General features: G+C 67.4%; 31 protein-coding genes and 1 tRNA gene. 2 read left to right on the plus strand and 30 right to left on the minus strand.

Annotation, left to right across the window (positions count from 1 at the left end; translation table 11 throughout):
- Positions 1–9: 9 nt before the first annotated feature.
- From B9P64_RS01195 to sucC, 7 genes are all read right to left on the minus strand, one after another.
- Positions 10–444, minus strand: a complete 435-nt coding sequence (locus B9P64_RS01195; RefSeq protein ID WP_085314438.1) for a pilin — start codon at positions 442–444, stop codon at positions 10–12.
- A gap of 249 nt (positions 445–693) precedes the next feature.
- Entirely contained in the window at positions 694–1461 is a 768-nt protein-coding gene (locus B9P64_RS01200; protein WP_085314439.1) for a 3',5'-cyclic-nucleotide phosphodiesterase, read from the minus strand.
- Positions 1462–1477: 16 nt separating this feature from the next.
- Positions 1478–2212, minus strand: a complete 735-nt coding sequence (locus tag B9P64_RS01205; RefSeq protein ID WP_085314440.1) for an FHA domain-containing protein — start codon at positions 2210–2212, stop codon at positions 1478–1480.
- A 67-nt stretch (positions 2213–2279) separates the two neighbouring features.
- Entirely contained in the window at positions 2280–3116 is an 837-nt protein-coding gene (locus tag B9P64_RS01210; protein ID WP_085314441.1) for a Stp1/IreP family PP2C-type Ser/Thr phosphatase, read from the minus strand.
- A 74-nt stretch (positions 3117–3190) separates the two neighbouring features.
- Positions 3191–3907: a TerC family protein gene (locus B9P64_RS01215; protein WP_085314442.1), complete on the minus strand. Its 717-nt coding sequence runs from the start codon at positions 3905–3907 to the stop codon at positions 3191–3193.
- A gap of 93 nt (positions 3908–4000) precedes the next feature.
- Complete coding sequence (gene sucD / locus B9P64_RS01220) at positions 4001–4894, minus strand: succinate--CoA ligase subunit alpha (RefSeq protein ID WP_085314443.1); 894 nt, start codon at positions 4892–4894, stop codon at positions 4001–4003.
- 14 nt (positions 4895–4908) lie between these two features.
- Positions 4909–6078, minus strand: a complete 1170-nt coding sequence (gene sucC / locus B9P64_RS01225) for an ADP-forming succinate--CoA ligase subunit beta (protein ID WP_085314444.1) — start codon at positions 6076–6078, stop codon at positions 4909–4911.
- 53 nt (positions 6079–6131) lie between these two features.
- Between sucC and B9P64_RS23435 the strand changes: the two genes are divergently transcribed.
- A complete protein-coding gene (locus B9P64_RS23435) occupies positions 6132–6347 on the plus strand; it encodes a hypothetical protein (RefSeq protein WP_139826078.1) in 216 nt (71 codons plus the stop codon).
- Positions 6348–6680: 333 nt separating this feature from the next.
- Here B9P64_RS23435 and recX read toward each other — a convergent pair whose 3' ends face one another.
- The 21 genes from recX to B9P64_RS01330 all read right to left on the minus strand — a co-directional run bounded on the left by recX (position 6681) and on the right by B9P64_RS01330 (position 20975).
- On the minus strand, positions 6681–7145 hold the full coding sequence (recX, locus tag B9P64_RS01230) for a recombination regulator RecX (RefSeq protein WP_085314445.1): 465 nt from the start codon (positions 7143–7145) through the stop codon (positions 6681–6683).
- 3 nt (positions 7146–7148) lie between these two features.
- Complete coding sequence (gene recA, locus B9P64_RS01235; RefSeq protein ID WP_085314446.1) at positions 7149–8192, minus strand: recombinase RecA; 1044 nt, start codon at positions 8190–8192, stop codon at positions 7149–7151.
- A 126-nt stretch (positions 8193–8318) separates the two neighbouring features.
- On the minus strand, positions 8319–8819 hold the full coding sequence (locus B9P64_RS01240) for a CinA family protein (RefSeq protein ID WP_085314447.1): 501 nt from the start codon (positions 8817–8819) through the stop codon (positions 8319–8321).
- 7 nt (positions 8820–8826) lie between these two features.
- Complete coding sequence (locus tag B9P64_RS01245) at positions 8827–9348, minus strand: phosphatidylglycerophosphatase A family protein (protein WP_235839853.1); 522 nt, start codon at positions 9346–9348, stop codon at positions 8827–8829.
- 1 nt (position 9349) lies between these two features.
- On the minus strand, positions 9350–10315 hold the full coding sequence (gene thiL, locus B9P64_RS01250; protein ID WP_085314449.1) for a thiamine-phosphate kinase: 966 nt from the start codon (positions 10313–10315) through the stop codon (positions 9350–9352).
- A gap of 26 nt (positions 10316–10341) precedes the next feature.
- Entirely contained in the window at positions 10342–10845 is a 504-nt protein-coding gene (nusB, locus tag B9P64_RS01255; protein WP_085314450.1) for a transcription antitermination factor NusB, read from the minus strand.
- A complete protein-coding gene (ribH, locus tag B9P64_RS01260) occupies positions 10835–11341 on the minus strand; it encodes a 6,7-dimethyl-8-ribityllumazine synthase (RefSeq protein ID WP_085314451.1) in 507 nt (168 codons plus the stop codon). Before ribH ends, nusB begins: the two co-directional genes overlap by 11 nt.
- A complete protein-coding gene (gene ribBA / locus B9P64_RS01265) occupies positions 11338–12483 on the minus strand; it encodes a bifunctional 3,4-dihydroxy-2-butanone-4-phosphate synthase/GTP cyclohydrolase II (protein WP_085314452.1) in 1146 nt (381 codons plus the stop codon). Before ribBA ends, ribH begins: the two co-directional genes overlap by 4 nt.
- A 78-nt stretch (positions 12484–12561) precedes the next feature.
- Positions 12562–13428 (minus strand): YihY/virulence factor BrkB family protein, encoded by an 867-nt coding sequence (locus B9P64_RS01270; RefSeq protein WP_085314453.1) that lies wholly within the window; start codon positions 13426–13428, stop codon positions 12562–12564.
- Positions 13428–13916, minus strand: coding sequence for a pyridoxamine 5'-phosphate oxidase family protein (locus B9P64_RS01275; RefSeq protein ID WP_085314454.1), 489 nt, complete (start codon positions 13914–13916; stop codon positions 13428–13430). Before B9P64_RS01275 ends, B9P64_RS01270 begins: the two co-directional genes overlap by 1 nt.
- A 28-nt stretch (positions 13917–13944) precedes the next feature.
- Entirely contained in the window at positions 13945–14121 is a 177-nt protein-coding gene (locus tag B9P64_RS01280; protein ID WP_085314455.1) for a DUF1328 domain-containing protein, read from the minus strand.
- A 137-nt stretch (positions 14122–14258) separates the two neighbouring features.
- A complete protein-coding gene (locus B9P64_RS01285) occupies positions 14259–14585 on the minus strand; it encodes a roadblock/LC7 domain-containing protein (protein WP_217808631.1) in 327 nt (108 codons plus the stop codon).
- 152 nt (positions 14586–14737) lie between these two features.
- Positions 14738–15148: a hypothetical protein gene (locus B9P64_RS01290; protein ID WP_085314456.1), complete on the minus strand. Its 411-nt coding sequence runs from the start codon at positions 15146–15148 to the stop codon at positions 14738–14740.
- 42 nt (positions 15149–15190) lie between these two features.
- Positions 15191–16549, minus strand: a complete 1359-nt coding sequence (locus B9P64_RS01295; RefSeq protein WP_085314457.1) for a phosphatase domain-containing putative toxin — start codon at positions 16547–16549, stop codon at positions 15191–15193.
- Positions 16546–17106: a GTP-binding protein gene (locus B9P64_RS01300; RefSeq protein ID WP_085314458.1), complete on the minus strand. Its 561-nt coding sequence runs from the start codon at positions 17104–17106 to the stop codon at positions 16546–16548. The genes B9P64_RS01295 and B9P64_RS01300 overlap by 4 nt, the downstream gene beginning before the upstream one ends.
- A gap of 4 nt (positions 17107–17110) precedes the next feature.
- Positions 17111–17791, minus strand: a complete 681-nt coding sequence (locus B9P64_RS01305) for a hypothetical protein (RefSeq protein WP_139826079.1) — start codon at positions 17789–17791, stop codon at positions 17111–17113.
- Between the two features lie 675 nt (positions 17792–18466).
- Positions 18467–18542, minus strand: a tRNA-Ala gene (locus B9P64_RS01310).
- A gap of 54 nt (positions 18543–18596) precedes the next feature.
- The gene (locus B9P64_RS01315; protein WP_085314460.1) at positions 18597–19028 is read right to left on the minus strand and encodes an ExbD/TolR family protein; all 432 of its coding nucleotides are present in this window, start codon (positions 19026–19028) and stop codon (positions 18597–18599) included.
- Between the two features lie 4 nt (positions 19029–19032).
- Positions 19033–19701 carry a MotA/TolQ/ExbB proton channel family protein gene (locus tag B9P64_RS01320; RefSeq protein ID WP_235839854.1) on the minus strand — a complete coding sequence of 223 codons (669 nt, stop codon included), beginning with the start codon at positions 19699–19701 and terminating at the stop codon, positions 19033–19035.
- A 10-nt stretch (positions 19702–19711) separates the two neighbouring features.
- Entirely contained in the window at positions 19712–20524 is an 813-nt protein-coding gene (gene dapB / locus B9P64_RS01325; RefSeq protein ID WP_085314462.1) for a 4-hydroxy-tetrahydrodipicolinate reductase, read from the minus strand.
- Between the two features lie 16 nt (positions 20525–20540).
- A complete protein-coding gene (locus B9P64_RS01330; RefSeq protein WP_085314463.1) occupies positions 20541–20975 on the minus strand; it encodes an outer membrane protein assembly factor BamE in 435 nt (144 codons plus the stop codon).
- Positions 20976–21076: 101 nt separating this feature from the next.
- On the opposite strand from B9P64_RS01330, the gene fur reads away from it, so the two are divergent.
- Positions 21077–21505 (plus strand): ferric iron uptake transcriptional regulator, encoded by a 429-nt coding sequence (gene fur, locus B9P64_RS01335; RefSeq protein ID WP_085314464.1) that lies wholly within the window; start codon positions 21077–21079, stop codon positions 21503–21505.
- A 22-nt stretch (positions 21506–21527) separates the two neighbouring features.
- Here the strand turns inward: fur and lgt are convergent, their stop codons facing one another.
- Positions 21528–22346, minus strand: a complete 819-nt coding sequence (gene lgt, locus B9P64_RS01340; protein WP_085314465.1) for a prolipoprotein diacylglyceryl transferase — start codon at positions 22344–22346, stop codon at positions 21528–21530.
- 75 nt (positions 22347–22421) lie between these two features.
- On the minus strand, positions 22422–22658 hold the full coding sequence (locus B9P64_RS01345; RefSeq protein ID WP_085314466.1) for a hypothetical protein: 237 nt from the start codon (positions 22656–22658) through the stop codon (positions 22422–22424).
- Between the last annotated feature and the right edge of the window lie 93 nt (positions 22659–22751).

Below are 22751 nucleotides of genomic sequence, written 5' to 3' on the forward strand. Positions count from 1 at the left end.
AGAATTACCTTATTGACGGCATTCGGCAGGAACGTACTTGACATCGGTCGTGGTGGAGCACGTCCACTTGATCGCGCCTTCGGCGGTGGAACCCGCGCTGAGCGCAGTGCCCGAACCGTCAACCGGCGTGAGCGAGAAAGCGACACTCTTGGCCTTGGCGGTCATGACAACCGAAATGACGCCCGAGCTGGGATCCACCGACACCGATTGAACATTGTTCGTGGAACCGGGCTGGGTCCAGCCGAGCGTAAGGTTCGAAGCACCGTTGGCGGCATTTTCCGAAACGATGGCCTTGGCGCTTGACGCCAGCGACAGGCCTTCCGACACCCGAGCGCGGACCGTGTAATCGCTGTAGGCCGGGATGGCGATGGCGGCCAGAATGCCGATGATCGCAACCACGATCATCAGTTCGATAAGGGTGAAACCTTGCTGGACCTTGCGCATGCGAATTTCTCCAAGTGGGGGAATAGGTTGGGAACTGCTTCGCCACCATTTCGAGTGGCGATAGCCTTTCAAGGCAACCGCCATGCCACCGGGCTTTTCTTGAATTGCACCGGGAAAGCCGTGCAGTTCTTCACAACCGTTTTGGCAGTCCACAAAACCGCCCCCAGGAAGTGACGAATTGCGGCAGTCAGAGTGACAAATCCTGTCAGTCGGGCGCGCTCTGTCAAGGCTGCCGGCATGAACGGCGATTCAGATCAGGAAGACGTCGCCGTCGGCCAGCGGCTGCGGGTCGAGCTGGGGAATGGCGGCGCGCACTTCGCGCATCGTCAGCTCGGCATCGGCCGGCTTGAGATGGGTGATGCGCACGGCGGGCCGACCCTTGAGCGCGGCAATGTCGCGCGCCAGGCTGGCCGGGCAGAGGTGGCGCGAACGCTCGGCCAGTTCGGCTTCGCGGTTGCAGAAGGCGGTTTCGATGACCAGCAGCGCCAGATCGGGAATGCGGTTGATCGCGTCCCAGCGCTCGGCACAGGGCGCGGTGTCGCCGGTAAAGACGAAGCTGCGGCCGCTCGGTGCGTCGACGCGATAGCCGACCGCCGCCACCTGATGCGCCGCCGGCAGCGCGACGATGCGGCGCCCGGCCAGTTCGAAGCCGTCGCCGACCGCCAGCTCGACCAGCGCCATGCAGGGCGCGGCGGCAGTCGGCAGCCGCGTGAAATCGGGCCAGAGCAGATCGTTGAACAGATGACGACGCAGCACGTCCAGCGTGTCGGGCAGCGCATGCACGCGCAGCGGCCGGTCGCGCAGGCCGAACACGCTGTCGATCATCAGCGCCAGGCCGCAGACATGATCGAGATGCGCATGGGTAAGAAAGATGTGGTCGATGCGCGCGAGCTGCGCGGCATCGAGCTGGCCGACGCCGGTGCCGGCGTCGATGAGGATGTCGTCGTCGACGAGGAAGGACGTGGTCTGTCCGCCATTGCCGATGCCGCCCGAACAGCCGAGGACGCGCAGTTGCATCGCCTCGCCTCGCGCGTCAATGAAGAGTGGCAACGCCGTCGGCCGGCGCGCTCACGGCGCTGCGCAGCACGAATTCCATGCGCGTGCCGGACAGCTCGATCACGTCGTGATCGTTGAGCGGGAAGGCTTCGGCGCCGAGCGAGCGGCCGTTGACCAGCGGGAACTGCGTGCCTTCCACATGGGTGATGAAGTAGCCCTGCGGCCGCCGCGTGATGACCGCCACCTGCACGCCGGGCCGGCCGAGCGTGGTCAGCGCCTTGCGGATGAACAGCTCACGCCCGGTGTTGGGCCCGCTGAGGATGCGCACGACGGCGGTGACGTCGGCGGCCAGGCTCTGCACCGGCAGGCGCTGTGCGCCGGGCGCGGTCATGCCGGGCGGCAGCGGGGCGAGAGCCGCCGTGCGCGAGAGCAGGCCGTTCGCACCGGTCAGCGCGCGCACCGAATCGGCAACGAGCGGCTCGATCTGGTCGGCGTGGTACTTGAGCTTGTAGCGGCCGAGTTCGATCGTGTCGCCGTTCTGCAGGAAATGCTTCTTGATCTGCTGACCGTTGACGAAGGTGCCGTTGGTGGAACCGAGGTCTTCAAGGAAGGAATCGTTGAGGATCGTGACGATGACCGCGTGCTCGCCCGAGACGGCGAGGTTGTCGATCACCAGATCGTTGTGCGGCTTGCGCCCGATGGTGGTCCGCTCCTTGTCGAGCACCACCTCCTTGAGCGCCAGACCGTCCATGCTGAGTATCAGCTTCGCCATTTTCTTGTGTGCCGTTGTCGGATCTAGGGGCGGTTTTTTGCGTGGACGAGGACCGTTTGGCAGTGGCTCAACCCTGCGACTTGAGCCAGTCGGTCATTCGCGAAAACAGCCTGCGCGGCCGTTCGCCGCCCGCATCGACGCGGGCGAGTATGACAGAGACGTTGTCGCGCCCGCCGTGGTCGTTGGCCGTGCGCACCAGCCCCGTGGCCAGCTCGTCGAGCCGTGCGTCGGCCTCGGAATAGGCGGCGATGAGGGCCGCAATGCCGACATCCTCGACCATGTCGGTCAGGCCGTCGGAGCACAGCAGGAAGATGTCGTCCGGCTCGGTATCGACCTCGACGATGTCGGGCTCGACCACCGGATCAACGCCGACCGCGCGCGTCACCAGATTCTTGTGCAACGAAAAACGCGCCTCGTGCTCGGTGAGCAGGCCGGCATCGATCTGCTCCTGCAGCAACGAATGGTCGCGCGTGACCTGCTCGAGCTTGCCGCGCCGGTAGCGGTAGGCGCGCGAATCGCCGACATGGGCCACCGTCGCGCAGTCGCCGTGGAACAGCGCCATGACCAGCGTCGTGCCCATGCCGCTCAGGTCTTCCTGCGACTGCGCAGCGTCGTAGACGGCGCGGTTCACGTCGGTGATGTGGTCGCGCAGCAGGCCGTGCAGCGCGGTCAGATCGAAGCTGTCGCGCGCCGAATAGACCGCAGCCAGATCCTCGGCCAGATCGCGCGCCAGCAGATGCGTGGTGAGCGTGCTGGCCACCTCGCCGGCGTTGTAGCCGCCCATGCCGTCGGCCAGCACGGCCAAGCCAACATCGGGAACGATGGCGACCGAATCCTCGTTTTGCTGGCGCACCATCCCCGGATCGGTGACGGAGACGAATTCGAGCTTGAGCGAATCAGGCATGGCCGGGGGCTTGCGCTGGCGTGGGACGACGATGAAGCCGGGCGGCTAGTGTAACGACAGCAGCCTAGCGACTTTCAGGCCTGCCCGGGAGGGGCGGCCGCCATTCGCGCGCCGATGATGCGGCCCAGCAGCATCACCGCGACGGCGGCGGCCGCACCCGCGCCGTAATCGAGTGCCGGCGTCGGATGGCCGATGACGCCGTGCGCCAGCGGATCGTCGAGCAGCAGGCGACCGGCGATGAAGCCGAGCAGCCCTGCCCCGGCCCAGACGATCACCGGGAAGCGGTCGATCAGCTTGAGGATGACCTGGCTGCCGAACACAATGAACGGGATCGAAACCAGCAGGCCGAAGATCACGTATTGCAGCCGATGCTCGGCGCCGGCCTGCTCGGCCGCGCCGGCGATCGCGATGACGTTGTCGATGCTCATCACCAGATCGGCCAGGATGATGGTGCGGATCGCGCCCAGCACATGCTTGGCGCCGTCCACGTCGTGATCGCCCTCTTCCGGCAGCGTGAGCTTGACGCCGATGTAGAGCAGCAGCAGCGCGCCCACCAGCTTGAGCCCGGGCAGATCGAGCAGGCTGACGGCGCCGGCCACCAGCGCCACGCGCAGCACGATGGCGCCAACCGAACCCCACAAGATGCCCTGCCAGCGGTGATGCGGCGTGAGATTGCGGCAGGCCAGGGCGATGACCACGGCGTTGTCGCCGCCGAGCAGGATGTCGATGACGACGATTTGCAGTACCGCCGCCCAGTGGATGTCGGCCAGGGCCGGAATCGATTCGAACAATGACTTCCCCAAAAACAAAAACGCCCGCTTTGAAAAGCGGGCGTCGACAGTCGCAGCCGGCGCACCAGGCGCCAGGCCGCCCCGGTCCGGAGCTTAAAGCACGCTCTTGAGGAGCTTGCCGAGTTCCGACGGGTTCTTGGTGGTCTTGATGCCGGAGGCTTCCATGATGTCGAGCTTGGCTTGCGCCGTGTCGTCACCACCGGAAATCAGCGCGCCGGCATGGCCCATGCGCTTGCCGGCCGGCGCCGTGACGCCGGCGATGAAGCCGACGATCGGCTTCTTGAAGTTGTCCTTCGCCCAGCGTGCGGCGTTGGCTTCGTCGGGGCCGCCGATCTCGCCGATCATGATGACGGCGTCGGTGTCGGGATCGTCGTTGAACAGCTGGAGCACGTCGATGTGCTTGAGGCCGTTGATCGGATCGCCACCGATGCCCACGGCGCTCGACTGGCCGAGGCCCAGTTCGGTCACTTGCGCGACGGCTTCATAGGTCAGCGTGCCCGAGCGCGACACGATGCCGATGCGGCCCTTGCGGTGGATGTGGCCCGGCATGATGCCGATCTTGATTTCTTCCGGCGTGATGAGACCCGGGCAGTTCGGGCCCAGCAGCAGCGTCTTCTTGCCGCCGGCCGCTTCCTTGCGACGCATCGTGTCGCGCACGATGGCCATGTCGCGCACCGGGATGCCTTCGGTGATCGCGATCACGAGGTCGAGATCGGCTTCGACGGCTTCGAGGATGGCGGCAGCCGCACCCGCCGGCGGCACGTAGATGACCGACACGGTCGCGCCGGTCGCCTTCGCGGCTTCGGTCACGTTCGCGAAGATGGGAATGCCTTCGAAGTCTTCGCCGGCCTTCTTGGGGTTGACGCCCGCCACGAACGCGGCCTTGCCGTTCGCGTAGTCACGGCAGCCGCGGGTGTGGAACTGGCCGGTCTTCCCCGTGATGCCCTGGGTGATGACCTTGGTGTCTTTGTTGATCAGGATCGACATGGTTCTTCCTCGCTTTACTTGGCAGCTGCGGCGGCAGCAACAACCTTCTCGGCCGCCTGCGCCATCGTGTCGGCGGCGATGATCGGAAGACCCGAGTCCGCCAGGAGCTTCTTGCCCAGTTCCTCGTTCGTGCCCTTCATGCGCACGACGAGCGGCACCTTGAGGCCGACGGCCTTGGCAGCCGTGATGACGCCTTCGGCGATCACGTCGCAGCGCATGATCCCGCCGAAGATGTTGACCAGAATGGCCTCGACCTTGGGGTTCTTGAGCATGATCTTGAAGGCCTCGGTCACCTTCTCGGTCGTGGCGCCACCGCCCACGTCGAGGAAGTTGGCCGGCTCGCCGTTGTAGAGCTTGATGGTGTCCATCGTGGCCATCGCCAGACCGGCGCCGTTCACCAGGCAGCCGATGTTGCCGTCGAGCTGGATGTAGGCGAGGTCGAACTTGCTGGCTTCGATTTCGGCCGGATCTTCTTCATCGAGGTCGCGCAGCGCGACGATCTCGGGATGACGGAACAGCGCATTCGGATCGAAGTTGATCTTGGCGTCGAGCGCGATCACCTTGCCGTCGCCGGTCAGCACCAGCGGATTGATTTCGGCCAGCGCGCAATCGGTATCCCAGAAGGCCTGATACAGACCCTTGAGGTTGGTGCGGGCCTGGTCCAGCAGCTCGGCGGGCACGCCGATCTTGGTGGCCAGTTCGTCGGCTTGCGCATCGGTCAGGCCGGTCGACGGTTCGACGACCAGCTTGTGCAGCAGCTCGGGCGTGTGCGCCGCGACTTCCTCGATGTCCATGCCGCCTTCGCTCGACGCCATGGCGACGACCTTCTGGCTGACGCGGTCGGTCACGAAGGCAACGTAGAGCTCCTTCTTGATGTCCGCGCCTTCTTCGATCAGCAGGCGATTGACCTTCTGGCCTTCGGCGCTGGTCTGATGCGTGATGAGCTGCATGCCGAGGATGTCGGTGGCGTACTGGCGCACCTGGTCGAGCGACTTGGCAACCTTGACGCCGCCGCCCTTGCCGCGGCCGCCCGCATGAATCTGCGCCTTCACGACCCAGACCGGGCCGCCCAGCGTTTCCGCTGCCTTGATGGCCTCTTCAACCGTGAAGGCCGGAATGCCGCGCGGCACCGTGACCCCGTACTTGCGGAGAATCTCCTTCCCCTGATACTCATGAATCTTCATGTGTTCCCCTTGCAGGCTGCTGATGATCGACGGCGTCGGCAAGCCGCCGAGCCATGGCGGACAAGCGACTGCCGAATCCCGCCGACCGCGAGCGGACGGGGAACATCGGCAATCGTTTGTTGTTGGGTCAAGCGAGCGCCGACGGCGCGTCGATGAATTTCGGCAAACCTGACGCCAGCGACACGCATGCGCATATCGGCAATGGAACGCTCAGAACTTGCGAGCTTGAATTGGGATGCTGCGTCGCAGAAAGCGACGGCTTTGAATGATGCGGATCGCATGCAAATCGGATTCGATTCCGGAGCGGAAAAGAAACTGCACCCGATCAGGGCGCTGATTTGGCCGTCATTGGATATGAAGGCGCGACGAGAAACTGGAGAAGGCATGGACATGCCAATTTGAACTGTTGCGCTGAGGTTCGCTTCGAACGACTGCGGGAGCATCGCGCCACACGGCTTGCAATGCTGCTCTGTGCCAAGCACGCGGCGGAGAATAGCACGATGAAAATCGGCCTTTGGCGCAGCGCAAAAGCCCAGCTTGAGCGTGTGGCAATGCAGTCAGCGACTGGTAAAAACCACAATGTCGCAGCGCAATAAAACGCACTAGCCGGTTTCGTCCAATCCGGAAACAAGCCGGTGAATGACCACTGACGAAAAACCTCGTCCGGCGAGAAAGCGCGCCTGCTTTGCGCGCTCCTTTGCATCGGTGGCGGGCAGGCCGAAGCGACGCAGCCAGACTTCCCGCGCACGCGCGAACTCCGTGTCTTCGCAGGCCTGGATCACCTGCTCGACGACCTCGGCGGCCAATCCGTGCGATTTGAGTTCAGCCTTGATGCGCGCACTGCCAAAGCGCTCGGCGCGCCGATGCACGAGCGATTGCGCGAAACGATCGTTGGACAGCCAGCGCTCGGCCTCCAGCGCATCGAGCAGCGCGGTGAGCTGCTCTTCGGATTCGGCATGGGGCGCGAGCTTGCGGGCCAGTTCGGCCCGGCTGTGCTCGCGCATCGAGAGCGCCCGCAGCGCCCTCGCCTTGAGGCTGGGAGCGCCAGCGCGTCCGCCCCCGACCATCGATTACTCGGCGCTGTCGACAGCCGCTTCGCGCCGGGCGACGCCAAGCTTTTCGCGGATGCGGTTCTCGATCTCGAACGCGATTTCGGGATGGCTGCGCAGATATTCGCGCGCATTGTCCTTGCCCTGGCCGATGCGCTCGCTGCCGTAGCTGTACCAGGCGCCCGACTTCTCGACGATGCCGTTGGCAGCGCCAAGATCGAGCACCTCGCCTTCGCGCGAGATGCCTTCGCCGTAAAGGATGTCGAAGTCGGCCTGGCGGAACGGCGGCGCGACCTTGTTCTTGACGACCTTGACCTTGGTTTCGTTGCCGATGACTTCCTCGGCCTTCTTGATGCTGCCGACGCGGCGGATGTCGAGCCGCACCGAGGCGTAGAACTTGAGCGCATTGCCGCCGGTGGTGGTTTCGGGGTTGCCGAACATCACGCCGATCTTCATGCGGATCTGGTTGATGAAGATGACCAGGCAGTTGGTGCGCTTGATGGTGCCGGTGAGCTTGCGCAGCGCCTGGCTCATGAGCCGGGCTTGCAGACCGGGCAGCGAATCGCCCATTTCGCCTTCGATTTCGGCCTTGGGCGTGAGCGCCGCGACCGAGTCGATGACGATGAGATCGACCGAGCCGGAGCGCACCAGCGCATCGGCGATTTCGAGTGCCTGCTCGCCGGTATCGGGCTGGGAGATGAGCAGTTGCGTGAGGTCGACGCCGAGCTTTTGCGCGTACTGCGCGTCGAGCGCGTGTTCAGCGTCGATGAAGGCGGCGGTGCCGCCGATCTTCTGCATCTCGGCGATGACCTGGAGCGTGAGCGTGGTCTTGCCCGAGGATTCCGGGCCGTAGATTTCGACGACGCGGCCGCGCGGCAGACCGCCGACGCCGAGCGCGATGTCGAGGCTGAGCGAGCCGGTGGAGACGACCTGGATGTCCTCGACGACTTCGCCGTCGGCCATCTTCATGACCGAGCCCTTGCCGAACTGTTTTTCGATCTGGGCGAGGGCGGCGGCGAGGGCTTTGGCCTTGTCGGCGGCGTTGGCGGGGTTGGGGGTGTTCATGGCGATGATGGAACCTGCTGGGTGAAAGTTTCGACACCCGCGCGGTTGCTGACAGAACACCGTACCGCGCGGAACGTGGCGACAAGTATGCCGCCAGGCACTGTATGAATCAACAGTAAGTAACGCTCAGACAAGAACGCCCGGGGGCTCGGTCAGATCGACGACGCGGCCGAGCGCGTAGGCCACGGTGGCGGCGCGCACCGATGCCCGGTCGCCGTCAAATTGCTGGCGCACGGCAAACGGCGCCTGCCCGCGCACCGCGAAACCGAACCACACCGTGCCGACCGGCTTGTCGGCGCTGCCGCCGCCCGGGCCGGCAACGCCGGTGACCGCGACCGCGATCTGCGCGAGCGAGCGCTCGAGCGCGCCAGCCACCATCGCGAGCGCGGTCGGCTCGGAGACGGCGCCGTGCGTGGCGATGACCTCGGCCGGCACGCCGAGCAGCTCGGTCTTGGCGGCGTTGGAATAGGTGACAAAGCCGCGCTCGAACCAGTCGGACGAGCCGGCCAGATCGGTGAGATGGGCGGCGATCATCCCGCCGGTGCAGCTTTCTGCGGTGGCGATGTGCCAGCCGCGTTGGCGCAGCGCATCGGCGGCGGACTGGACGAGGCTGGCGGGCACGGTCATGGGCGATTCATCCGAGAAAGCGGCGCAGCAGCGCGAGCACGACCAGCGCGAAGCCGGCCGCGAGCAGATCGTCGACCATCACGCCGAAGCCGTTGACCAGCGTGCCGCCCTTGATGCGGCGGTCGAGCGCGCGGATCGGGCCCGGCTTCCAGATGTCGAACAGCCGGAACAGCGCCACGCCCGCCGCCTGCCACCAGAAGCGCGCCGGCAGCAGCGCCAGCACCAGCCAGACCGCGAGGATCTCGTCCCAGACCATGGCGCCGTGGTCGCTGACGCCGAGCCGCTTGCCGGTGATGCCGCAGGCGACGACGCCGAGCGCAAAGCCGCCGGCAAGCGTCCACGCAAACCAGACGCCGTCGGCAAACACCGGCAGCGCGCGGTCGATGACGACGAAGGACAGCCAGCCGAACAGGCTGCCCCAGGTGCCGGGCGCACGCCGTGCAAGACCGCTGCCGAAGCCGAAGGCGATCACATGCCAGACGCTCGCGAGCATGAAGCGCCAGTCGGCGGCGGGACGCGCGGCCGGCATGTCAGAGCGCCGGCGCGAAATGGTCGAAGCCGCGCAGCGCGAGTTCGACCGGCTGGCCGGCGTCGAGCCAGACCAGGCCGGGCGTGGCGCTGACGGCACCGATGCGCGCGACCGGCGTGGCACTGGCGCGGCTGGCGGCGAGCACCGCCTCGCGCTGCGCGGGCGCGGCGGTGAAGCACAGCTCGTAATCGTCGCCACCGGCCAGCGCGAGGCGATGGCGCTGCCCGGGCGACAAGGCAAGCAGCTCGGCGGACAGCGGGAGACGGTCGAGATCGACGCGGGCGCCGAGCCGGCTGGCCGCGAGCACATGCGCGAGGTCGCCAGCGAGGCCGTCGGAGAGGTCGATGGCGGCGCTGGCAACGCCTGCCAGCGCGCGGCCCAGCGCGACGCGCGGCGTCGGACGGTCGAGCCGCAGGTCGGCGGCGGCGCTGGCGGGCCGGCCGGCGTAGCGCCGTTCGAGCGCGAATGCCGCATCGCCGAGCACGCCTGAAATCCAAATGTCGTCGCCGTCACGGGCGCCGTCGCGCCGCAAGGCCCGGGCAGGATCGACGCGGCCGAAAACCGTGATCGACAGCGTGAGCGGCCCGGCCGTGGTGTCGCCGCCAATCAGCGCGCAATCGTGCTCGGCCGCCAGCGCCAGCATGCCGGCGGCCAGCGCCTCGCACCACGGCAGGTCGCGCGCGCGCTCGGCGGGCAGCGCCAGCGCCAGCGTGAAGCCGAGCGGCTCGGCACCCATCGCCGCCAGATCGCTGAGATTGACCGCGAGCGCCTTGTGCCCGAGCGCAGCCGGGTCAGCGTCGCGGAAGAAGTGCCGGCCCTCGACCAGCATGTCGGTCGAGATGGCGAGCGGGCCGGCATCGAGCAGCGCGCAGTCGTCGCCGATGCCGAGCAGCACGCCCGGCCGGCGCGCCGCCAGACCGGCGGCGGGCGCCTTGAACAAGCGCTCGATCAGCTCGAATTCGCCCATGCCGGCGCCGCCGTCCGCGCCTGCGATCAGCTGCCGCGCGGCTTGAATTCGGTGGGGCGCAGGCCGGCCGCCACCTTGTCGAGCACGCCGTTGACAAACTTGAAGCCGTCGGTGCCGCCGAAGGACTTGGCCAGCTCGACCGCCTCGTTGATGACCACGCGATACGGCACCTCGGAATGCGCGGCCAGCTCGCGGCTGCCGATCAGCAGCACCGCATGCTCGACCGGCGACAGCTCGGCGACCGGGCGGTCGAGATGCGGCGCGAAGTAGGTACGCAGCGTCACGGCATCGTTGATGGCGCCGTGCAGCAGCATCGAAAAGAACTCGGCATCGGCCTTGTCGAAGCCCTGCTGCTCGGCCACATGCACCTGGATCGCGCCCGGCAGTTCGCCGGACAGCAGCCACTGGTACACGCCCTGGAGCGCGAACTCGCGGGCACGGCGGCGCGCGCTTTTGGGCGGGCCGCCAGCCGGGCGACCCTCGCGGGCGGGCGGCTGCTGCGCGCCCGGCGTGCGGGAATCATTGGTCATCGTCTTCTTCCGGTTCCTGGAGCGCGTCGATCTCGACTGCGAGGTTGGCCATTTCAACTGCCACGCGGGCCGCATCCGCGCCCTTGGGGCGGGCGCGCACCTGGGCCTGCTCTTCGTTTTCGCAGGTGAGGACTGCGTTGGCGACGGGGATGTCGTAGCGCAGCGCGACCTCCGACACACCGCGCGAGCTTTCGTTCGACACGATCTCGAAGTGGTAGGTCTCGCCGCGGATCACGCAGCCGATCGCCACCAGCGCGTCGTAGGACTCGGTGTGCGCGAGCTTTTGCAGCACCAGCGGCAGTTCGAGCGCGCCCGGCACCGACACCACGGTCACGTCCTCGTCGGCCACGCCGAGCTTGGCCAGTTCGTCGAGGCAGGCCTCGGCCATCGCATTGCAGATGTGCGCATTGAACCGCGCCTGCACCACGCCGATGCGCAGTCCCTTGCCTTCAAGCAGCTCGGCATCGGCCGCGTCCTGCACGGAATCCTGGCTCATCGCTCCTCCTCGTAACCTGAAATCTTCAATTCGTATCCCCCCATCGACGGCATCTTGCGCGGCCGCGACAGCAGTTTCATGCGGCCCACGCCGAGGTCGCGCAGGATTTGTGCGCCGACACCGTAGGTGCGCAGATCGACCTTGGGCGGGGTGGCCTTGGCGCCGCCATCGAGCGCCTTGAGCGCATCGAAATTGCCGAAGAAGCGCTCGGCGCCCTCGCCGATGTTGAGCAGCACCGCCACGCCCGATTCGGCGCGACCGATGGCTTCGAGCGCGCGCGGCAGCGGCCAGCTGTGGGTGGTGGCGTCGGTATCGAGCCAGTCGAGCACCGACAGCGGCTCATGCACCCGCACCACGGTCTCGACCTCGGGCGCGATCTCGCCCTTGACCAGCGCCAGATGCGCCTGGCCGCTCGGCCGGTCGCGATAGGCCACGGCGCGGAACTCGCCCCAGGGCGTGCTGGCGACGCGCTCACCCATGCGCTGGATCAGCGACTCGTTCTGCGCGCGGTACTGGATCAGGTCGGCGATGGTGCCGATCTTGAGTCCGTGCTCCCGCGCAAAGCCGATCAGGTCGGGCAGCCGCGCCATCGTGCCGTCGTCCTTGAGGATTTCGCAGATGACGGCGGCCGGTTCGCAACCCGCCAGCGCGGCCAGATCGCAGCCGGCTTCGGTATGGCCGGCGCGCATCAGCACGCCGCCGTCCTGGGCCCGCAGCGGAAAGATGTGGCCCGGCTGCACGAGGTCGCTGGCCTTGGCCTTGCGCGCCACCGCAGCCTGCACGGTGCGCGCGCGGTCGGCGGCGGAGATGCCGGTGGTCACGCCCTCGGCCGCCTCGATCGAGACGGTGAAGGCGGTGCCGTAGACGGTGCCGTTGTTGCGCGCCATCGGCGGCAGGCCGAGCTGGTCGCAGCGCGCGCCGGTCAGCGTCAGGCAGATGAGGCCGCGGCCGAAGCGCGCCATGAAGTTGACCGCCTCGGGAGTCACGAATTCGGCGGCCATGAGCAGGTCGCCCTCGTTCTCGCGGTCCTCGTCGTCGACGACCACGACCATGCGGCCGGCACGCAGCTCGGCCACGATCTCGGGCACGGGGGAAATCGTTGCGGGCGCCGGAACCGGCGCATCGCTCACACTGGAAAGCATCGGGAAACCACCCTGGGCAAAGACGACAAGACCGCGCCGGCAAGGGCGCGGTCCAAAGCCGCATTGTAGGCGGTCCGCTCAGGCCGAAGCGGCCGATGCGGCCGGCGGCCGATCGTCGGAGGCATGCAGCTGAAGCATGACCTCGGCGCCGTACAGCACCACCAACGCCACGTAATAGACCCAGAACAGCAGCACCGCGAGCGAGCCGGCGGTGCCGAAAGTCGAGCCGAAGGCGGTGCGCCCCAGATACAGCCCGACGCCGAACTTGCCCAGCTCGAACAGCAGCGCGGTCAGGACCGCGCCGCCGAGCAGCGTGCGCCGGTGCAGCCGCACCGGGATCAGCAGCTTGAACATCAGCCCGAACAGCGCGGTGAGAAAGGCCAGCGACAACGCCGCCTGGAGCAGCGCGGCGATGCCCAGATAAGTCCCGGTCCAGCGCGTGAGGATTTCGCTCGCGGCCACGACGGCGGCGCTGGCCACCAGCGAGACGATGAGCAGGAAGCCCACGCCGATGACGATGGCCAGCCCGCGCAGCCGGCCCATCACCAGCGCCAGCGCGGCATTGCGATAGCTACGCCGCGCGCCAAAGATGGCCGCAAAGGCATTGTCGAGTTCGGCGAACAGGCTGGTCGCGCCGATCAGCATCGCGCCCAGGCCGATGGCGGCCGCCACCACGCCGCCGCCCGACAGATAGCTCTGCTCGATCATCCGCTGCACCAGGCTGGCGCCGTCATGGCCGATCAGCCCTTGCAGCTGGGCCAGCACCCTGCCCTCCACCGCCTCGCGGCCGAACACCAGCCCCGATACCGATACAGCGATGACCAGGATCGGCGCGAGCGAGAACGCCGCGTAATAGGCCAGCGCCGCGCCCCGGCTGCTGCACTGGTCGTCGACCCAGCGCAGGGCGGCCTGCCAGGCCAGGCGCAGCGGGCGCGGCAGCGCCATCAGAGCCGCAGATGGCCGTGTTCGCCGAGCTGGGCGCGCTGATGCTGCACCACCGCGCCCGCCAGCTTGACCAGCTGGGTGAGCTTGCTTTCCTTCACATCCCAGTACTCGGCGTCCTCCAGCACCACTTCGAGCAGCGCGATGTCGGGATCGTCGATGCCGTCCGGAAACCACGGCTGCACCGCCGGCTGCCAGAGGATTTCCATCTGCAGACGGTCGCGGCTCACGCGCGCCTGGCCGCGCATCGACACATACAGATCGTGGCTGCGGTCGCCGATAGTCACGCCGACCGACGGATTGAGCTCGACCGCCGCCACCAGTGGCGCGCGCAGGCTGGTGAAGAACCACAGACTGCCGTCGAAGTCCTTCTGCACCAGCGTCATCGGCCGGCTCGACAGGCGGCCGTCGGTATCGACGGTGTTGAACATGACGAAGCGCTCGCCGGAAATGCGGTTCCAGAGCTGCTGATGGCTGTCGTTGTCGGTCATGGAATTCTCCGGTTCGGGATGGCGCCGCTCAGCGCTCGATGCGCTTGGCGACGGTGAGGCCGAGCACGAGGAAGACCGCGAACAGCGCGACCGCCACGAAGAACAGGATCTTGGCCAGCGCGGCGCTGCCGGCCGCGATGCCGGTAAAGCCGAACAGGCCGGCGACGAGGGAAATCGCCGCAAAGATGAGAGCCCACTTGAGCATTGCCGCCTCCGCAGTCTTGACGTGATCGGACCGGACGGAAAGCGTCCGGCACCTGAAGCGCAAGCATCGGCGCCGGCATGGGCACGGCATGTAGGACGGCTGCGGCTGCGGGCGTCGGCCCGCGCCGCATGCGGCGATCAGTTGAGGATGGCCTCGATCTTGAGCGCGGTACGGCGCGTCTCCAGAAAGATCATGCCGAGGTTGACATTGGGCGGCGCGGCCACCGCCAGCACCGCCTGCGGACCGGCACGCACCAGCAGCATCGTGCCGCGCTCGCCCTCCACCAGCACCTGGCGCAGTGCGCCGCGATCGACTTCGCGCGAGGCGCGGTCGGCCAGCGCGAGCAGCGAGGCGGCCATCGCGGCAAAGCGATTGGGCTCGATGTCGGGCCCGAGTTCGGTCGCGATCACGAAACCGTCGCCCGAAATCACGGCCGAGGCATCGAGCCGCTGCGTCTGGTTCATGGCCCGCAGGATGGGAGAGAGCAGCGCGGCACGGTGATCGTGATTGCCGGACTCGATTTCGGTGCCATAGGAGAACGGGGGCATGGTTTGCGATTGCTTTGCAACTTGGAGGTTGGCGGGCGGCGCCGCGACCGGCGCCGCCCGGCGGACCATCAGAGCGCGGCTTCGATCCCGGGCAGCGCGACGCGTGCCTTGGTGAGAGCCATGCCGAGATTGGCGCTCTTGCGGCAGACGAAGCCGACCACATGCTCGGGCGCCTTCTTGCCGCGAATGAAGACGTGCAGCAGGTTGTCGCTGTTGACGATGATTTCCTGAAAGTAGTGCTGGCCGTCGTCGCGCACGCCACGGGCCTTCTTGAACAGGTTTTCGATCATGGTGACGTTGGGGCCCTGGAACAGGTCGGCCGTGGCGGCGGCAAGCAGGTCGAGCACTTCGCGCGGATGCGAGTCGACCGTGCGCATGGCCAGCAGCATGCCGCTGCTCAGGTCGATGTAGCCAGCGGCCACGCACTCCGGCAGTGAGCTGATGGCCTTTTGCAGTTCGGTGTCGAGTTTGGTGCTCATGTTTTGGTTCCTGAGGAATGACCGGCAGCGCGCCGGACTGGGTCATGGGGCGGACGGCTTCTTGGCGTCCGGTCGCCCCGGAAAGACGGCCCGTCGCGCGAGGTGATCGGCGAAGGTGCCGAGAAAATCGGCCTGCTCGCGGGATTGCACCCAGCGCTGCTCGATGCGGCGCACCGCGTCGAGCGCGCCGAGCGCGTCCTGGCCGTGCCAGATGAGCCAGGCGGCGAGCAGGGTGCCGGTGCGGCCGAGGCCGGCGTGGCAGTGCGCGGCCACCACCTGGCCGCGCGCCAGCGCCGCGTCGATGGCGCGGCAGATGGCGGTGGCCAGTTCGAGATCGGGCGCGCGCATGTCGCGCACCGGAAAGTTCTGCTCGGCAATGCCGTGCTCGGCCAGCAGCGCAGGGTCGCCGGGCTGCTCGGTGAGGTTGATCAGCAGGGTCACGCCGACGCGACGCAGCGCTTCGAGATCGATCTGCGTGTCGAAGAACACGCCCGGGCGCGGCGTGCCGGCGAGCTGGCCCGGTCGCAGCCACAGAAAGCCGCGCGGACCGAAGGCGTCGCTGACGTAGCGCTGGGCGGCGGGCGGCGGCGGAATCGGCGGCAAGGCGTCGGGCGCGAGGTCTTCGGGCCGGGCATCGGGCGACGGCGCGTCGCAGCTGCCGCTGCGCACGAAGTCGCGCGCCAGTCCGCTGCCGGGCGCATCGAAGAAGCGCGGAATCGGCTGGGTTTCGCGCACGCTGCCGCCGGCGATGAGCACCGCGCGCCCGCCGAGCTGGCGGCATTCGAGCTGGTTGTGCAGCACCACCAGCAGCGAACGCTGATGCGCGAGCGCCCCCAGATAGGCCAGCAGCCGGGCCGCGTCGGCGGGCGGCAGGCCGGCGGTCGGCTCGTCGACGAACAGCAGGCGCGGCCCGCTGACGGCGGCGCGCGCCACCGCGAGATGGCGCTGGATGCCGAGCGGCAGATCGGCCACCTGGAGATCGAGCCGGTCGACCAGATCGTGCAGATCGGCGGCTTCGAGCAGCCGCACCGCCACCTCGCGCTGCTGCGGCGGAGTGAGCTGGGCGCGCTCGGGCAGGCCGCTGACTAGGTTTTCGAGCACGCTCGACAGCATCAGCCGGGCGCTCTGCGCGACCAGCAGCGGGCGTTCGCCGGCATCGAGCGGCCGGCCCTGGTAGCGCGCCTCGCCCCAGGTGCGCATCGACGGATTGGCCGAATTGTGGCCGGCCACGGTACGCAGCAAGGTCGACTTGCCGGTGCCGGCCGGGCCGAGCAGCACCACGCATTCGCGATCGGCAATGCGCAGGTCGATGCTGCTGAGGATGGTCCGTTCGCGGAACGCCACGCCGAAACCGGCCAGTTCGAGCAGCGGTGCCGGACTTTCGGCGGTCGCCGGGTTCATTGGAGCCGCACCGGCGCGCCGCGGCGCACCCTTTCATCGAGCAGGGTCATGAGCGCCATGAGCAGGCAGCGCACATCCTCGCGCGCCCGGCCGTCCACCTCGAACACCGGCACGCAGAGGCCGAGCGCATCGAGCCGGTGCCGGTAGCGGTCGAGCGTCGCGCCCGGCCGGCGCGTGAGCCGCGTCACGCCCACCACCAACGCCTGGCCGGTCGAATCGATGAAGGAACGAAAGGCGCCGACATACAGGTCGAGGTCGGCGAGCGGATCGGGCCGGCTGTCGTCGAGCAACAGCACCAACCCCAGTCCGCCGAGCGTCAGGATCTCCCACATGAACCGGAACCGCTCCTGGCCGGGCGTGCCGTAGAGATGCACCTCGGTACCGCTTTCAAGACGCAGCACGCCGTAGTCCATCGCCACCGTGGTGCTGTCCTTGATGCGCGCCACCTCGTCGGTCGCCCGGGCCTCGGTGCTGACGACGGTGATGTCGCTGACGGCAGCGATTGCCGTCGTCTTGCCGGCGCCTACCGGCCCGGCAAAGATGATCTTCGGCTGCATCCGGTCAGAGGCCCATGATTCTCGAAAGTAGCTGCCCCAGCAGATTGGAGCGCCGGCCGGTCGGCGGCGCGACCCGCAGCGCCGGTTCAAGCGCGACGGCAGCCGAACCGACCGCGACGCTGCGCCGGTTCATCACCTCCACCAGACCGGCGCAGGTGGCCGCCGCATACACGCGGCAGCCCTCCTCGATGCGGATGCCCAGGATCCGCGCCGCCAGCGCGATGGAAGTGGGATGGCGAGTCAGCAGCGCCACCATCCGCATGGCATCGAGGCCATGCGGCAGGCGCGAGAAATTGGGCCAGCGCTGCACCCGCACCACATCGAGCAGCGAGCCGCCGGCAATCATCCGACCCTGGCTCGCGGAATACCCGGCCATCCAAAGCAGCTCATCGATGCGCAGCCGACGAATGTCCTGGGCGACCTCCGCATGGGCCGGGGCAATTTCGTAATCGCTGCGTGTCGCCGAAAGGAAACGGTGAATATCGCCGTCCAGCAGTGAGATCACGCAATCGCCCTGGGCGGGAAACAGCGTGAGATCGCCACAGCCCTCGAGATGGATATTGCCGTTTTCGCCGCGCGCCACGATGGACTCGACCAACCCGACGATGTGCGCGTCCGGCATGAAATGCGCACCCGCTCCAGCCGAATGCGTGGAGTTGGCGGTATTCGAGTCGGCACGGCGCATCTGGTTTCCCCGGTTCGGACTAGTTTCACTGAGGCAAAGAGCCCGATGCGGGAATCAAAAACAATGCCGCAGGACAGTGAAGTAACAGTTCGCAATTCAGCTTTCTGCCATACACGGTACTCTGCACTTGAGGGTTTGCCCGAGGCCACCATTCATAATTCAGTGAACAAAATCACGAATTCCTGGTTGATCAAATAGGTGCGATATAGAAACTCGCACACCGGGCAATTGACCTAGGAAGGAATGCGGGGCGCCTGCTCGGATAAATTGCCCATACCCAATCAGCATTCCTTTTTTGCGCCATATGGTGATCTGCCATGCGATCAATTGCCCTCGATGAACGGCGGATCAGCATGCAGTCAGGCGCGGCAACTTGCGGCAGCGTCACGCAATTTTTCAAATGCGAAATTGGTGCGACGCAAATGCGCAACAAGCGTCATCGCATTAATGAATCAATTCACAGTAACAAATGCAGTCAATACAAGACTAGGCGATAGCGCAGTGTCAAAGGAATCGACAATCCGGATCGATCACCTTCAAATGCAACCCCTGACTTCGCAGGAAACCGCGAGAAATCCCTTGCCACCGGCAAGGCGCGCGAATTGTGCGTCGAAAAATGAAATGCCCCCTGGTCAGGATTCATTTCGAATCTGAGCCAGGGGGCACGGAATTGGGTGGTGGAGAAGAGGAGGATCGAACTCCCGACCTTCGCATTGCGAACGCGACGCTCTCCCAGCTGAGCTACTTCCCCACGCAAGACCGCGATTATAGCAACAGTTTCAGTCGGCGCAAGTGCAAAAGCGCGTCACCGAACACCATCCGGCAATGCGACGAAGCCGACCTGCTCCAGTCCGGCGGCACGCGCCATGCCAAGCACGATCGCGACCCGCTCGTAGCGGACTGCGCGATCGGCATTGATGAGCAATTGCGGCGACGGCCGCGCAGCCGCCGCCGACTTGAGCCGGCGCGCCAGCTCCTCGTCGTCGATCGGAAGCGGATCGGCGTCCCAGTGGGCGGCACCATCCGCTTCGATGGCGACGGTGACGCGGGTGCCGGCAGCGACGGCCTGCGTGCCGCCGGCGCTGGGCAGATCGAGCCGGATGGCGGCGCCGAGCAGGGGCGCCGCCACGATGAACACCACCAGCAGCACCAGCATCACGTCGACCAGCGGCGTGGTGTTGATGTCGGCGATGGGCGCGCGCGGCTCGCGGCGCGGCGAGAAGCCGTCGAACGCCATGGCGTCAGTCGGCCGACGCGCGGCTCAGCGCACGCAGACGCAGGTCGGCGGCAAAGCCGTCGAGTCCTTCGAGCAGGCCGCGGTTGATGCGCGCGAATGCGTTGTAGGCGAGCACGGCCGGAATCGCGACCGCGAGGCCGAATGCCGTCATCACCAGCGCTTCGCCGACCGGGCCTGCAATGCGATCGATGGTGAGCGCGCCGCCGGCCGACAGCCCGGAGAGCGCGCGATACACGCCCCAGACCGTGCCGAACAGGCCCACGAACGGCGCCGTGCTGCCGACGCTGGCGAGCAGCGTCATGCCGGCGTCGAGCCGGGCGCCGCAGTCGGCGAGCGCGGCGCGCAGCTCGCGCGAGATGACGGCGTCGATCGCGCCGGCGGGCAGCGCGGCGGGCTCGTCGGCCAAGGCCGCCTGCGCCCGCGCCGCCGCCTGGCCGAGCGCGAGGAAATGTCCGCTGCGATCGATGCCCGCGAGCAGCGGCAGCGCCTCGTCGGCGGATGCCGCGCCCCAGTACTGCGTCAGCGCCGACACCGCCGGTCCGCGCCGCCGCGCTGCTGCCAGCCGACGGAGGATCGCCGCCCAGCTCAGCAGCGAAAACGTCAGCAGCACCAGCGCCGCGCCGCGCGTGACCGCATCGGCTTCGGCCCAGAAATGCGCGAGTCCGGCGTCCACGGCAGCCGCCTCAGCGCAGACCGAGCACGTCCTGCATGTCGAACACGCCGGCGGCGCGATCGGCCAGGAAGTGCGCGGCGCGCAGGCTGCCGGTGGCATAGGTCATGCGGCTCGACGACTTGTGCGTGATCTCGATGCGCTCGCCGATGCCGGCGAACAGCACGGTGTGATCGCCGACCACATCGCCGCCGCGGATGGTGGCGAAGCCGATGGTCTCGGGCTTGCGCTCGCCGGTCACACCTTCGCGGCCATAGACCGCCACCGCGTCGAGATCGCGGCCGAGCGCCCTGGCCACGACCTCGCCCATGCGCAGCGCCGTGCCTGACGGCGCATCGACCTTGTGCCGGTGATGCGCCTCGATGATCTCGATGTCGTAGCCGCTCGCAAGAATTTTTGCGGCCACTTCCAGCAGCTTGAAGGTGGCGTTGACGCCCACGCTCATGTTGGGCGCAAACACCACGCCGATGCTGGCGCCGGCGCGCGCGATGGCCGCCTTGCCGTCGGCATCGAAGCCGGTCGTGCCGATGACGAGCTTGACGCCGCGCGCCACGCAGGCGTCGAGATGGGCGAGCGTGGCTTCGGGCCGGGTGAAGTCGATGAGGCAGTCGACGCCGTCGAGCACGCCGGCCAGATCGGCGGGCGCCACGCCCTGCACGTTCACGCCGGTTGCGATGCCGAGCGGCTCGCCGGCATCGCGGCCGATGTTGCTGCCGCCCGCGCGGTCAAACGCGGCGACGAGTTGCGCCTGCGGATCGGCGGCGGTGGCTTCGACCAGCATGCGGCCCATGCGGCCGCCCGCGCCGGTGATGGCGATCTTGAGCATCTTGAAATTCCGGAAATCAGCTTTGCGGCGCGGCGGCCACGGGTTCGGGCGCGGGGCGCTCGGACGGCATCAGGTCGCCTTCCCAGCGCTGCATGCGGTCGTCCTTGAAGAACACCGTGAGCTTGCGTTCGACGATCTCGCCGCTGCTCTTGCGGTTGTAGAACACGTATTCCCACTGATCCTGGCGGAACAGCGGCCGGATCATCGGCGAGCCGAGAATCAGCCGCACCTGGTCGCGCGTGACGCCCTCGGGCCGGCTCGCCTGCGCGGCGCGCAGCTGCTCGACCATCTCGCTGCTCACGAAATTGCCCTGCTGCAACTCGAAGCGATAGGGCGTGATGAGCCCGCAGCCCGACAGCCCGACCAGCGCCGCCGCGAGCGCCAGGCTCGCCAGCCGCACCACCCTCGCCCGGCGCGCCCGCGCCCGGCCACCGAAATGACTCGCAACCATGAAACTCCGTGCGCCGCAGGGGGCGGCTCAAACTCACTATCATAGCGGCGACGAACGGCTCGCCGAGGTGGCGCCCGTCCCGAGCCCTCAGCCCCCACACGATGACCAACACGACCGATCTCAAGTCCGTCGGCCTCAAGGCCACGCTGCCGCGCCTCAAGATCCTGGAGCTGTTCCAGAAGACCGATCAGCGGCATCTGAGCGCGGACGACGTGTACAAGCTGCTGCTGTCGGAAGACATCGACATCGGCCTGGCCACGGTCTACCGCGTGCTCACTCAGTTCGAGCAGGCCGGCGTGCTGGCACGCAACCATTTCGAGCAGGGCAAGGCCGTGTTCGAGCTGAACGAAGGCTCGCATCACGACCATCTGGTCTGCCTTGAGTGCGGTCGGGTCGAGGAGTTCTACGACCCCGAGATCGAGGCGCGCCAGCAGCGCATCGCGGCCGACCGGCACTTCGTGCTCCAGGCGCATGCGCTGGCGCTGTACGGCCACTGCACCAAGCCCGACTGCGAGCATCGCCGGCGCTGAAGCGCGCCGACTGCGCAGCGGCTCAGCCCGCCAGCGCGCGCGGCAGCATCCGCCGCGACGCCGCCCAGGCCAGCCAGGCGCCGGCGGCGATCATCGGCAGGCTCAGCAGCTGGCCCATGCTCAGGCCGAAGGCCAGCAGCCCGAGGAAGTTGTCGGGTTCACGGCCGAATTCCGCCAGGAAGCGGAACACGCCATAGCCCATCAGGAACACCGCCGAGACGGCGCCCGTGGCATGCGGCCGCCGGCTGAACAGCCACATCAGCGCAAACAGCGCCAGTCCCTCACCCGCGAACTGATACAGCTGCGACGGATGGCGCGGCAGATTGTCGACCTGCGGAAACACCATCGCCCAGGGCACATCGGTCGGGCGGCCCCAGAGCTCGCCGTTGATGAAATTGCCGAGCCGCCCGGCGGCCAGACCGGCCGGCACGCAGGGCGCGATGAAATCCATCAGCTGGAAGAACGGCCGGCCGCGCGCGGCGCCGAAGGCGGCCATCGCCACCAGCACGCCCAGAAAACCGCCGTGAAAGCTCATGCCGCCGTGCCAGACCTGCACGATCTCGTCGAGATGCTCGAAGTAGTACTCGGGCTTGTAGAACAGCACATAGCCGAGCCGGCCGCCGCCGATCACGCCGAGCAGGCCCCAGAACAGCATGTCGTCGATGTCGCGCACCGACCAGCCCTGGGCGGCGATGTGCGGCCGGCGCAATTGCAGCCGCGCCAGGCCCACGAACAGCCCGAAGGCAACGAGATACATCAGCCCGTACCAGCGCACCGCCAGCTCGGCAAAACCGAGCGGAATGTGGATGGCGACGGGATCGAACTGCGGATGAACGAGCATAGAAGCGGGCCGGCGCGGAGTCGGCCAGGCGGGAGCTGAGCAGGCGGCCGAGTGTAGCGGAGGGGCTGTGACGGCTCAGCGCCGGCGCCGGCCGACGCCGCGCTCGATGCGCTCGCGGCGCGAACGCTCGTATTCGGCGTCCTGCAGCTCGCGCTGCTTGTCGAAGCCGAATTCGCGCTCCAGCACCTCGAACCAGGCGATGGAAGCGATGAGCGGCAGCGTGAGCCACCACCACGACAGGTTGCGCAGCCAGTCGACATCGGCCCATTTGGCGATCGACAGGCCAAAGCAGATTACGTAGATCCAGTACATGGCGGCCCCGCGCGCAAGAGACGCGCCGGAACATACACGAGCGCCGACGGCGGCCGCACGACCGGGCGCGCACCGCAAAACGCCCGCCATTTC

Origin of the sequence: Derxia lacustris, from assembly GCF_002105195.1 — a bacterium.
Lineage (GTDB): Bacteria > Pseudomonadota > Gammaproteobacteria > Burkholderiales > Burkholderiaceae_E > Derxia > Derxia lacustris.